Source organism: Aeoliella fuhlenseeensis (assembly GCF_052161615.1).
Lineage (GTDB): Bacteria > Planctomycetota > Planctomycetia > Pirellulales > Lacipirellulaceae > Aeoliella.
On sequence record NZ_CP197417.1, the window covers coordinates 302116 to 315368 of the forward strand.

Annotated in this window: 7 protein-coding genes; 3 read left to right on the top strand and 4 right to left on the bottom strand. The window is 60.4% G+C overall.

The annotated features are described in order from the left end of the window. Positions 1–109: 109 nt before the first annotated feature. The 3 genes from SH292x_RS01170 to SH292x_RS01180 form a co-directional block, all read right to left on the bottom strand. Entirely contained in the window at positions 110–1477 is a 1368-nt protein-coding gene (locus SH292x_RS01170; RefSeq protein ID WP_442483741.1) for a hypothetical protein, read from the bottom strand. Positions 1478–1571: 94 nt separating this feature from the next. Next, the gene (locus tag SH292x_RS01175) at positions 1572–3803 is read right to left on the bottom strand and encodes an aspartyl protease family protein (RefSeq protein ID WP_442483742.1); all 2232 of its coding nucleotides are present in this window, start codon (positions 3801–3803) and stop codon (positions 1572–1574) included. Positions 3804–4045: 242 nt separating this feature from the next. Continuing rightward, positions 4046–5353: a UDP-glucose dehydrogenase family protein gene (locus tag SH292x_RS01180; protein WP_442483743.1), complete on the bottom strand. Its 1308-nt coding sequence runs from the start codon at positions 5351–5353 to the stop codon at positions 4046–4048. A 297-nt stretch (positions 5354–5650) separates the two neighbouring features. On the opposite strand from SH292x_RS01180, the gene SH292x_RS01185 reads away from it, so the two are divergent. The 3 genes from SH292x_RS01185 to SH292x_RS01195 all read left to right on the top strand — a co-directional run bounded on the left by SH292x_RS01185 (position 5651) and on the right by SH292x_RS01195 (position 10514). Beyond that, entirely contained in the window at positions 5651–7087 is a 1437-nt protein-coding gene (locus tag SH292x_RS01185) for a cytochrome P450 (RefSeq protein ID WP_442483744.1), read from the top strand. A gap of 145 nt (positions 7088–7232) precedes the next feature. Continuing rightward, the gene (locus SH292x_RS01190) at positions 7233–7718 is read left to right on the top strand and encodes a hypothetical protein (RefSeq protein WP_442483745.1); all 486 of its coding nucleotides are present in this window, start codon (positions 7233–7235) and stop codon (positions 7716–7718) included. A gap of 1242 nt (positions 7719–8960) precedes the next feature. Continuing rightward, a complete protein-coding gene (locus tag SH292x_RS01195; protein WP_442483746.1) occupies positions 8961–10514 on the top strand; it encodes a hypothetical protein in 1554 nt (517 codons plus the stop codon). Positions 10515–10712: 198 nt separating this feature from the next. On the opposite strand, the gene SH292x_RS01200 is transcribed toward SH292x_RS01195, so the two are convergent. After that, positions 10713–13214, bottom strand: a complete 2502-nt coding sequence (locus SH292x_RS01200) for a hypothetical protein (RefSeq protein ID WP_442483747.1) — start codon at positions 13212–13214, stop codon at positions 10713–10715. Positions 13215–13253 lie beyond the last annotated feature (39 nt).

The following is a 13253-nucleotide window of genomic DNA, read 5'->3' on the forward strand; positions in this document are numbered from 1 at the left end:
ATGCAGCAAGCGAGATGTCGATCAAAACCGTCCTGGTAGGGTTACTCCGTACATTAGTCGTCCCAGCCTAACCGCCGGCACCCGGCGAGGCAAGCAAAGAGCGAAGAATTTATCGGCGACTCCAGGAAATACCCCTATACGTGACCATCGCAACGGCGGCAACGGCTATCCACCAGACGCCCCCTGGTTCTGGGACTGGTGCCCCGCCCGTTAGCCCACTCGCCCCCGCCGCCATGTCGCCGAAGTTTGTTTTCCAGAGCGTGTAGTCGGCCGACGTGATACCGCCCCCGTTGCCGCGGAAGTTAATCGCCGCCTCGGTCGTCGCGCCGAGATTGTCTCGCCACAGTGTGTAGTCGGCGAGATTGACGACGCCATCGTCGTTAAAATCGCCTTCGACGCCGAACTCATACGTTTGTGTCGAGTAACCGAGGTCACGCAAGAACGCGAGGTCGAGTGTCGTCAGGTACTTGCGGGTGCCCAGCGAAATCGTCGGGTCCATCACCACTTCCTGCGCCGCGCCATCGGTGATCCGGCGGCTCATGATGCCCGATGCCACGTGGTCGGCTGTCACCAGGTTGCTACCCGACCCACGCTCGGCGATCACTTCCGGGCCGGTCCAATTCGAACCACTGACATAACTCGTCCACGTCTCGGACGCACCAACGCCAATCGCGTGCAGTATCTCGTGCAGCGCGACCGAGTAGAGATCGTTCTTCCCCGCCGCAACTGGTGTCGAGTGGTCGATGTGCCAGTACTGGGTGAACTGCTGAGCTCCCCAACTGGTGTCGAGCGCCAGCGTGCCGTACGTCGGTCCGTAGGAAACGGAGTAGGGGGCAGAAGCCGTAATGCCGCCGCCAAAGTCGAGCGACGCGGTCCCCGTCAGCGTAGAAATCACCGGACCTTCGCCACGCAGGAATTCGCTCTCTGCGGCACCTTGGTGGTAGCTAATATGCTGGGAGAAGAGATTCTGTAACGTTGATTGGTTAATCGAGCTCGTTGCACTAAACTGCGAAGCGAACGAGATGCCGCCAGGTCCGCCCGTGCCAAGGGTGTTGCCCGAAAGATTCTGACCGCGCACAAAGATTTCGATGTTATTCGCTGCGACTGTCGTTGCTGGGACGTGGACCGTCGATCCGTTCAAGCTATACGTAAAATTCCATCCGAACGTAGAGTTGAGAGTATGGCTGCCAGAATTGCTCGAGTGGGTCCATCGGTACTGTTGGCGACCAACCTGAGGATTGTTGAAAGTCTCTTGGTTAACCGGAGTTAGCGGCGAAGTGAGCGCCGCGCTAATGTCTGCCGCCGCCTGTTCGATGGTGGCCCGGGCCGTGGGATCGCTGGCAAAGACGCTGCTGTCGCTGAACTGCAAGTTGATCGTCAGCGACCACGCCGGCGACGCGAACGTGCACCAAGCCATCGCCACGAACATCCATCGTCGCGAAAGGTAGTGAGTCGCGGATTGGCACCGAAGTAACACGGATCAAAAACTTTCCGGTTCGGGGCGTGGTGATGAGACTGTCGCTACTTCTCCGTCCGTGCCTGTTCGCGTTCGTCCATGGCTCTCGCCGTGACTAGTTCCTTCGCCGAAGGCCAATCGCTGACGCCACGGCAATCAGCCCGACGAGCCACGTGGCGGGTTCGGGTACGGTTGCCGTGGAAATGGAACCATCGCCAATCGAACGGCCGAAGTTGTTCTTCCAAAGCTGGTAGTCACTTGCCGAGTATAACCCACCAAGGTTGTCCCGCCATACAGTATAGTCGCCGAGATCGACCTTGCCATCGCTATTGAAGTCGCCATCGAGCGCTTCGATCAACGAAGTGATCGTGAGCACCAAGTCGGTATCGGTGTAGTCGACGTCCCACGTGTAACCAGCGGGCAGCGAGAGCGTGCTGAACTGGCCACCAAGCCCTTCGGTGGAGGAGATGAGCGTGAACGAGTTGCCAACGCCGAGGTTGGCGAAGTTGCCTCCCTGATTCACCAGCGAAACTTCCAGCGTGCCGGCCAGTGAGACCGTGCCATCGACGATGATCTCGTCATGCTCCATGCCGGTCGTGAGGCTCGCGAGATCGAACTGGACGGTGCTCGAAGGAGCTACCGAGAATCGCCCCGCGATGTCGATCGAACCAATCTCACTGCCCGCCGTCGCGAGCCCTGGTGCAACCGTGCCGCTGACGACTTCTACTTGCCCGGCGATCGAACCACTGCCGGTGCGAATCGATCCGCTGCCGGTGAGCTTGCCACCACCGCGAACTTCGATGAACTGGGCGTCGGCGATCGAGTTGTTAAGCTCGAACACGCCGTTTGGTTCGACGTTGATGCCCGAGAAGGTGGTAAGCTTGCTGCCGCTCTCCATTCGCAGGGTCATGGTTTGGCCGGAGTTGCCACCAGAGATGTTGACTTCAAACGCCTGAGCCTCGCCCGCAATCGTGGCGACCTGGCTGCTACCCGAGACATGACGCACGTTGGCAATGCCAAGATAAGCCGGCACGGCCGAGTTGCTCCACGATCCCGCGGTCGCCCATGGTGCAGAGGCAGCGGAGCTCGCCCAGTTGAAGTTGGTGGTCACGGGATCGCTGATGTAGAGCCCCGGACTCGCCCCGCCGCCACCGAGCGAAGGATTCGGGTCGATCACAATGTCGCGGCCTTGAAACACGTTCATGCCGATGATGCCATCGACGACGTTGCCGGGATTGGAGACGTTGGTGACATCAAGCACGATGACGGGGACATTCTGGAGGACAACCTCGCCGCCGAGGGCATTAATCGTGAGTTGGTCCACAAAGAAGCCTGGGACATCGCTCAGCGTGCCACCCGAACCAACAATGGCGATGGTGAACTCGGGCGTGTCGAGCGTTACGTCGAAGCCCATCTCCAAGGCTTTGAACTGCGAGAGTACGGTAACACTGGCACCGGTATCGAGGAAGAAGTTTGAATTGAAGGACGCCCCCTCGTTGCTAAACGTGGCACCGATAAAGTGGCCTCCTTGGACTACCGTCGGCTGAGAAGGATTTTCCCAGGGGCGATCAATGTCGAATTCGACTAGGTTGGGAAAGTGCAGCGGTGTCGAGGGCGAACTACCTAACAATGAAAGCTGCGCCTTGCGGGTGATACCCATGCCCTCACTGCCTAAGGGTTGGAAGTCGACGGCCGGGCTGCGGACGGTCTTGCCGTCTTTCTCGAACACCTGCGGCAGGCTATTGCGGATACGTGTTGCATACTGGCTCGCGAACGACAGTCCGAGAACATTGGGGAGGTCCGATTCGGGAGGCACCGTAATCACCGAAGTATTCGTTTGCCCCAGGAAGGCGTTGTTGTTCATTGCCAGCGCCCCTGCCTGCGTCGTGCGATTCTGAAGTCCCGCAGCATAGATGCCGAGGCAATCGTTGATCTCGGCTTCCAAAAATCCCGAAGCTCCACCGATCGTGATCGTCTCGGTCCCTCGATAGCCGTCTGAGTTTCCAGGGTAGCTGCCACGCATATTGAACGCCGTGCTGCCGGCCGTACTCATCACCGATACAGCAGCACCAGTGTCCAATAGAGCCAAATCGTAGACGCGCTGGCCATAACCCAGAGGCGAGCCGCCAAGCGAGGTCGAAGCGACAGGCATGAAGCTAAAGTCGTCTACATATTCGTTCGTAAGCGTGATTCCCACCAGCGGCAAGAATCCATCCACAGGGATTCCCGTCGCTTGCGCTGGCCCTGAGCAGCTCAACGTTAAGAGCAGTGCGCAGCAACTCACGAAACCCGCGTGGCGACTGCGCGCACGGGCGTTACGATCTTCTTCGATCGACAACGTATTCATTACGTCTGTTCCGGGTTCGGAAGCTCGCGGCGCGGTTCTTGCGATCGCAAAAGCTGCCGGGGGAGCGGAGCATGCTGGAAGGCACTCTCCGCCGTGGGACTAGGGGGCAAGCTTGCCGGCGCCGTTCCCGCCCAGCGGTAAAGCCGGGCAGCGCCATAACTTTTGAGTCTATTAGTGCCCTACAAGACCGTCAAGCAAAACCGAAACAGGGGACGCTAAACCGTCCAAGCTGCGGCTAGCCGTTACACCGCCGGGCGGCCGATGCTGTAGTACTTGTACCCGCGGCGCTTCATCCGGTCGGGCTCGTACAGGTTGCGGCCGTCGAAGATCACGGGCGACTTCATCAATTGGTACATCTCGGCGAAGTCGGGCGAATGGTAGTCCTTCCATTCGGTCATGATCACCAGCGCGTCCACCCCTTCGAGGGCGTCCATCCGCCGCGGGCAGTAGGTGATCTTGTCCCCTAGCTCGGCCTGGACGTTCTCCATCGCTTCGGGGTCGTGCACCTGGACTTTCGCGCCCTTGGTGAGCAGCCAGTCGATGAGCACCAGGGCCGGCGCTTCGCGAATGTCGTCGGTCCGCGGCTTGAACGCGAGGCCCCAGATGGCGATCGACTTGCCCTTGAGGTCGCCACCGAAGTGCTCCTCAAGCTTGTGCGTGAACACCGACTTCTGCCGCTCGTTCACTTCGTCCACCGCACGCAGGATCGTGGGGACGCAGCCATGGTCGACGCTCATCGCGGTGAGCGCGCGGACGTCTTTCGGGAAGCAGCTTCCGCCGTAACCCACGCCGGGGAATAGGAACGCGAAACCAATGCGGCTGTCGTGGCCAATGCCGCGACGCACGTCGTTGATGTCGCCACCCATCCGCTCGCAGAGGTTGGCCATCTCGTTGATGAAGCTGATCTTCGTGGCCAAGAGCGCGTTCGCCACGTACTTGGTCATCTCGGCGCTTTCGGGCGACATCGAGATAAAGGGCTTCTCGGTGCGAAGGAACGGCTCGTACAGCATGTGTAGGGTGTCGGCGACTTCTTGACGACGGACGCCCACCACCACGCGGTCGGGCTTCATGAAGTCCTCGATCGCGGCACCTTCCTTCAGGAACTCCGGATTGCTCGCCACGTCGCACTCGCGACCAGTGAACTCCTTGAGCATCGCGAAGATCTTTGCGTTGGTTCCAACGGGCACCGTGCTTTTGGTGACGACGATCGCATCCTCGCGCAGGTGCGGGGCGATCCCCTTCACCACGCTCCACATCGCCGACAGGTCCGCGGCACCGTCGTCTCCCTGAGGAGTACCGACCGCCAAGTAGACGATCTCGGCAGGCTTCACGCCGGCTGCGCTGTCGGTGGTGAACTTGAGCCGTCCCGCCTCGACGTTATGCTCGACGAGCTCGGCGAGCCCGGGTTCGTAGATCGGAATCTCGCCCCGCTTCAGGCCTTCGATCTTCTTCTCGTTAATGTCGATGCAGGTCACGTCATTGCCGCTGTCGGCAAAGCAAGTTCCGGTGACCAGGCCAACGTATCCAGTTCCGATGACGGCGATTTTCATCGCGGGCAGTGCTCCCCCGACCAAAGGCGGGAATTAGGTAGGTGTATAGAGTAAGGTGTTCCGAGCCTCTTATCATAATCCGCCGGCCCCGATCGTCGACCGACCACCGGCAAATTGCCTGTTTTTACGATTCTTCCCGTATTTCCGGCCTGCTAGCACTTCCTTGGACCTGGAAGGGTGCAGAATATCAATATTGTAGGTAAACTGGGTCGATAGGGATGAGTGTGAGGTATTCTGCGTGCCTCGCTGACCCCTAAGGCGAAGATGATTGCACCTTTTGAAGTTGAGCCTCCCCGCGTGTCTGCATCGTTTTCCACACCATCGTTTGCGACTGGCGACCTTTCGTCGGGCGATCCCGTGGCTCGGCTGCCGCTGAGCCAGTTCACGGACGACGTGTTGGGTCACTTGCTGTCGCTCCACGAACAGTTCGGACCGATCGCCGCCATCGAAGACGGTGGTCAACGGTTGGTGTTCCTGTTCGATCCCGCGCTCAACTTCCAGGTGCTCCGCGATACCGATACGTACCAAGGCCGATTCTTCCCCGTTCGTGGTCCCAAGAACTCCAGCCAGCGCCGGCTCACGTCCGGTCTGTTGGGGATGAATGGCGACCAACACGCTCGCAACCGTCGCATCGTCAAAGAACCCTTCGGCCTCCGCGCGATCTCCGGCTATCAGGCGATCATCGAAACGCTCGCCGACGAGTGGCTCGATCAACTCAAGGTGGGTCAGACGATCGACCTCGCCGACGAGATGACCCGCTACATGCTTGGCGTCACCAGCAGTTTGCTGTTTGGCATGGACGACTACGAGCACGCCTACTTGCTCGGCGAGCAGATCGCCGACTGGGTGGGTACGATGCATGAAATTGGCACCGGAGCATTGGTGCCGAGCGCTGCGTTCGATGCCGGTTACGAGTCGCTCCTCGCCCAAGCTGTGGAGCTCGAAGATTCGGTCACACGAATGATCGCCTCGCGCCGCCAGCGAATCGCCGACCACGCCGAAGCGATCGACGTGCTGTCGCTGCTGGTTCGCGGCAACGGCGTGCACGGCACGTTGACCGACGAGGAACTCGTGGGCCAGGCGTGCGTGCTGTTTGGTGCCGCGCACATGACCACCGCTCACTCGCACCTGTGGACACTGCTGCTCCTTGCCCAGCACCCGCACGTGATGGCCGACCTGGCGGACGAGTTCAACGCCCCGGCAAGCGAGCAAACAGGCTTGCTCGACCGCGTGATCAAAGAGAGCATGCGCGTGCTCCCCGCTTCGGCGTACTCGCAGCGCGTCACCAGCCAGCGGGTGAAGATCGGTCCGTTCGACTGCCCGCCAGGCACGCCGGTGATTTTCACGCCGTTCATCACGCATCGTTTGCCGCAGCTTTACAGCGACCCTCGCAGCTTCCGCCCCGAGCGCTGGCTCGACATCAAGCCGTCGACGTACGAGTACTTGCCCTTCGGTGCAGGGGCTCGCATGTGCCTCGGCGGGCCGCTCGCACTCGAGATCCTGCGGACGACGATTCCGCGTTTGTTCGAGCGATTCCGTCTCGAAGTCCCCGTCGGCACCGACCTGTCGGCGATGATCCACGGCACGATGCTGGCCCCCGTGGGCCCATGCCCCGTGACGCTGCACGAAGCGGACGGGCGTTTCGAGAGCACGCCCATCACCGGCAACCTGACCACGCTGGTTGATCTGCCTCCCGCCGAGCGGGTGTCGCATCGCCCCACGCAACCTCGCTAGTTGGCGGGTTTGCCGTAAATGATCAATTCCCAGCATTGGGCCTTCAATTTTTTGCATGGCGGAACTTTCGGTTCGGCTTCGCGTCTATCGCTGTAGCTTTTCAGCGTTTGGGCTGATGCGCGTTCTACAGCAAAGGATAAGAGACATGCGAAGGTTATGTGTATTGGCGTTGGTCGTGTTCATGTTCACGTCGGCAGGTCGGTTGGCGCAAGCCGAAAAGGTCGACCTCAGTAACGAGCAGCTCTTCGAAACTGCCACCCACGTCATCGACGGCCACGTGCTCGCCATTTATTCCTACCAGGAAGAGTCCGGCGACTGGCAAGTTACTCGATACGTCGCGGAGATCGCCGTCGAACGTTGTACGAAGGGTGATATCGAGCCCGAAGCAGCCCCGGTATACGTCCGTTATTGGACTCGGAAGTGGACTGGCGAAGGTGCCGTACCACCCAGCACCAACGGTCACCGAGGCCTGCCGTCCGTGGGTGACCACGTGCACGTCTATCTGGCAAAGAACGCCTACGACGGCTTCACCAACGACAACAAGGATGGTGGCTTCAACGTGATCGGCGCGAATGGCTTTGACCTCCTTCGCGACCGAGCAACACCCGAAACAAAGCCGGTGAAGGAGTAGAAGGACTTTTTCATTGGGTGCGACTTTATTCTTTTTGCGCGAGGCCGCGTGCGTCAAAAAACATCGTGTTTTCTCGGTCGAATTCATTGCTTGCTCTCGGGACTGAAAAGAGTAATGTCGCAGGGGTAAACCGCAGGTGCGACTTTATGTTTCTAACTCCCTCCCCCAAGTCGTTGCGCGGGGTACGTTGCTCGTCGGTAACACTTTGATCGCAACGACGTCTCGGGGGAGGGCTGGGGTGGGGGCTGAGTTTGCGAGTGAACGGTCCATGCGACTAGTAGGCCGGGTCAAGCTCCGCGCCGACCCGGCGCTTGGCGGTTTGCAGTTGTTGGCGCTCGCGATATCGCCGTTTGCTTCTCGCGTTTGATTTGGTTCTTGTCTCACGCAAAGGCGCAAAGACGCGAAGCGGTTAGCTCCAACGGAGCGCGCTTCGATAGCCCAGGGCGCAGCCCTGGGTAGGGTGATGAGATGGTGATTGCCAGCTCTGAAAGAGCGCGCTACGGTCACGCGTGGCGCGCCGGTAGCGCGTCCCGTTGGGACTATCGCGGCGTTATGGACGAGTTCCCAGGACTTCGTCCTGGGCTATCGAAGCGCGCCACTTCGTGGCTAGTAAATGGATGGCGTGTGCGTGTTTTAAATGGCTCAGTTTCTCCTTCGTTTCTAGCGTCCTTTGCCGGATCGGCGCTCCACTTGATCCGGCCTACTTATATGTACAGTCATCAACCTACCACAGGCGCGCGTACTTTCTAGTCCCTTTTTGGACAAACGTACATTTTCTCGCAAATAGTTTTCGGACCGGGAATTCTGAGGAGAATGTGGGGAAAAATTGCCTCGTTTTCCCCAGCCGCGGAGCGGCGACAGCGCATAGCCAGGGGCGCGAGCCCCTGGTTGGATGGGCAACGTTTGACCGTGAGCCGCGGAGCGGCGACAGCGAGCTCCAGCCTCGGAGAGAGAGAGAGAGAGAGCTGGAGTGAGTGGGGTGCCCGGCGGACGTTGTAGTGGTTTGAGGCCAAAGGTGATTTCGCTGTCGCCGCTCCGCGGCCTTCGGTGTGGGGGCGATTGGTCCAGGGGCTCGCGCCCCTGGCTATGCGCTGACGCCGCTCCGCGGCTGGAAGCTGGCGAGCAGGATGCTTACGCCACTCCGCCAAATTTGCTTGCGTCTTGGTATGGTATACCGTAGTATGCACTTGCGTCGTGGCCTGCGGCAGTGCTGCGACTTGGTCCTCTCTCAGGCACTTATATATGTCCCCTCGAAAACTTGCGACCTTCACGATAGCCATCGCCATGTTGTTAGCGGCGAACGTGTTTGCTGCCGACCCCGCCGACCGTAAGGCTCCGCGGATCATCTGCGACAATGATGGCAACGAGGCGATGCGAGGATTCGACGAGCCGCTGGTGGAGAGCCATCTTCGAAGACGGACCACCGATCTCGTGGGGACCCACGTGGACTCCATCTACTACTGCACCAATGGTGGATTCGGGACTTGCTCGCGGCAGAGCAAGGTGTGGAAGCCGCTGGTTGATTGCCCCAAGGAGTACCCCAACAATCGACTGCAAGACTTGTTCGATCTTGGGACCGATCCCCTCGCCATCACGGTGAAGTTCTGCAAAGAGAACGACCTCGAGGTGTTCGAGAGCGTGCGGATGAACGACGTGCACGATCACTCGACGAAGCACGCGATGGGCGTTTGGCGGTTCGAGCAGAATGACTTCAAGCACCAGCACCCCGAGTGCTTGATGGAGACCAAGTTCAAGAAGCCGGTCACCGGGGCGTGGTCGGCGGTCGATTATTCGCAGCCGGTGGTTCGCGATTCGGTACTCGCGTATCTCACCGAGGGATGCACCAACTACGACATCGACGGTGTGCATCTCGATTTCTTCCGTCATCCGGTGTTCTTCCGTTCGACCTACGAAGGCAAGAAAGCGACTGCCGAAGAACTCGCACAGATGACCGACCTCGTGACCAAAGTGCGAGCGATGACCAAGCGGATCGGCGACGAGCGAGGGCGTCCGCTACTCGTATCGATACGCGTCCCCGACTCGGTCGAGTATTGCCGCGCGATTGGCCTGGACCTCGAAGCGTGGCTTGCTGCGGGGCTCGTCGATCGACTGGTGACGAGCAGCTATTTTCAGCTCAACGAGTGGGACTATACGGCGAAGCTCGCCAAGCGTTACGGAGTGCTGGCGTATCCGTCGCTCGACGAGAGCCGGGTGAAGGACCCGGACGACCCGGCGGTGGCTCAGGCGATGCGAGGGACGCTACCCGTGTTTCGCGCGCGGGCGCTGGAGGCCTGGGCGTCGGGCATGGATGGCGTGCTGATGTTCAACGGTCCTGAGCCCACCGCCCCGCATTGGCGCGAGCTGGGCGACCCCGCGAAGCTCGCCGAGCTCGACCGCGACTACTTTGCTTCGTTCCGCGGCGCGCATCGTGCGAACGGTGGTAACTTGCCCTACGCCGAGTGGCAAAAGATCGAGACGCTGAACCCGGCGAACCCCCGCGAGTTTCGCGGCAGCGACACGCAGCGCGCGACGCTACACATTGCCGAGAAGCTGCCCAAGAACGCGCGGCTGACTCTGGCGTTTCAGGTGCGAGGGCTGAAGGAATCGGACGTGCCGCTACGCTTTGCCCTGAATGACAAGGAACTGCGGCCTGGCAAAGTCGAGAAAGACTGGTACCAGTTCGAGGTCAGCGCGGACGATTTTCGGCAGGGCGCGAATGAGCTAGAAGTAACCTTGGCCGACCGGCAGCCGAAGGCGAAGTGGATGGATGCCAAGCTGGAAGTGCGTGTGGAGTGAAGGAACTATTGTCATCCTGAAGGAGCCTAGGCGACTGAAGGATCTCGCTTGCCATTCGCTTGCGACAGCAGATGCTGCACTTCTTGATGCTGGGGTCGGGTGTCGCCTCTTGTGCTGCGCACACGGACACACGGCCGTGGTGAGTCGGCGAAGTGACGCTGCTGGACGCGGCCGAGTGTCCGTGCCACCGCGTTGGCACTAGTGCCGCGGAGCGGCCGGGCATGCATTCCCACGCGGAGCGTGGGAACGAGAGAGGCAAGCAAGTGCTAACGCGGCGACGGAAAGCATCCAGGCGGCTGGCTCGGGGACTTGCGTGGTGCTGGCGAGCGAGGCTGGTGGGAAGACCTGACCGAAGTGCTCTTTCCAGACATCGTAGTCGGCCTGAGTGACGGTGCCGGGGGTGATGTCGCCGGGGAGAGTCGCGGTGCTACCAAGTCGGTCACGCCACACCGTGTAGTCGGCGAGGTTCACCACGGCGTCGCCGTTGTAATCGCCGGGGAGGATGGGGGTGACGGTAAAGAGTGCGTCGAAACTGATGTTTACCGAGTCGACTGGTCCCAGCGACTCCCAATCAATGACGGAACCATCTGCCAGAATGGCTGTGAACGACCCCGTCCGCTGATTGATCGTTCTCCGCTGGTTAAGCACAAGACCGGGGATGGGGGCGCCATCGATGAGGAACTGGGAGCCAATCAGGTGGAGCTCGGAGTCCTGGTCGACCGTGAGGCCCGAGAGTTCGCCGCCACGGACGCGAGCAACGGTGCCCCACGATAAATCGAGGATTCCTTCGAAGGTGCCCCCTTGAATCTCGACCGTGCCACCGACGGTTTCGAAGGTGTCTTCGAACACGCCATCGGTGACGACGGTATTGCTCTTGGTGGCGAGGTAGGTCGAGGCGTTGTAGTCGTCGGGGCTTTTGAAAGTTCCGCCGGAGATGCGGACTTGGCTTTGCTGGTGGGCGGCTAAGGCGGTGACGGTGCCGCCGGAGATGTTGACCGCGGACGATGCGACTTCAAGGCCGGCAAGGGCTTCGCCTCCCTCGATATTGATCGTCGCACTCACCGCCGCAAAGTGCCGAGGCAGCGTGCCACCTTCGCGGAGGGTGAGCGATTGATTCGTGCGAAGGCCTTTGGGGACAACGCTCGTGGGTGAGTCGACCACCATGGGGTTGAGATCGATGGGGGGAAGCGTGGCGGGCGTTAGCAAGACATTGGTTAGATTATCGCCATTTTCGCGGCTGAAGATGACCACCGTCCCGTCGGCGAGCGTGGCGGTGAAGACGTCCTCTGTGGAGATGCCAACGCTGGAGTTTGTGTAGTTGGTGCCATTGCGTTTGAACTCGCCGCCGATGAGTCGGGCGCCACCACCGATACTAAGGAACGAGTGCCCCAGATTGCCACCGCTAATCTGCACGGAGTTGGCGTCTCCAACCGAGACACTCTCGAAGTTGCCACCCGAAATGGTACCGGTGGTTCCGCCACGGAAGACGAACTCATTGAAGTTTCCTGCGGTCACCTGGATGGTTCCCCCTGCGGCTTCGACATTTCCCGTGATCGTTCCACCGCTGACGCTCAATTGGCTTCCGATGTAGGTTTCGACATCGCTCGCAATCACTCCCCCCGACATCGTGACGACGCTGGTCGAGATGATACGAAACTTGGGGTCCACTTCGGGCCCCACGCCGATGGTGCCACCCGTGATATTCACCGTGCTGCGAGCGACTTCGAGGCCATGGCCAACGGTGCCTCCCTCGATGTTCAGGGTGCCTTCGGTCACCGCAAACAGGCCGCCGAGACTTCCCCCTTCTTGCAGCGTGAGCGTTTTACCAACGCGGAGTCCGGCGGGGCCCACGGGGTTCTCGGCATTGATCACCTGCGGGCTGGGACCGGCGCTGGGTAGTGTCACGCGTACCAATTGGATGGTGGACAACGCGTCACCCGCCGGCAGGCTGAAGACGAACGGCGTGCCATCGGCCAGTGTGCCGGTGAAAGTGTCGGCAGGGTTCAAGATGATGGTGTTGCTGGTATAGGCGGTGCCATTTCGGCGAAATTCGTTGCCGGTGATACGAATGGTTGCCGAGTTGTTCGCGGTGAATCGTCCGCCAATGGCACCGCCGCTCACTTCGAACTCGCCGCCATTGCCCACTCGGACACCCGGACCGAGCACTCCGCCCGACATTTGAAAGGTGCTGCCGGTGTCGACCACGACGCCGGTGTCGCCTCCGAGTAGGGTGCCACCGGTCATGTTCATCTCGGTCCCCTCGTAGAGTTCGAGCGAGAGGTCGATGGTTCCGCCGGAGAGGTTGAACTGCGTGTCGTCGTACAGTCCGGCGAGATCGCCGGTGATGGTGCCGCCCGACATGTTGTAGACGCTCGTCCCGCCGGCGAAGAAGTCGGAGAGCGTTCCGCCGGTGATGTTGACCACCGAGTTGATGGAAACAAAGTAGGGACCGACGTCGCCGCCGAGTATGTTGACCTCGGTGTTGGTGTTAGTGCCATCTTCGAGCCCGGCGAGAAAATCGGCAGGGAGCGCGCCCCCCGCGTTGACGTTGAGCTGCGTCGACGAACCAATCTCCACGGGCAGCGTGTCGCCGGGAAGGTTGATGACGGTGTCGAAGTTCGCGGGGTCGCTTTGAGCGCGAGCGATGGACGCAGAAGTGAATGCGACGAGCGCGACGAGAACGGAAAGCAAACGGAGCATGTGGCCGAAGTTCTATAGGAGCGGGCGAGGGGGTCGACG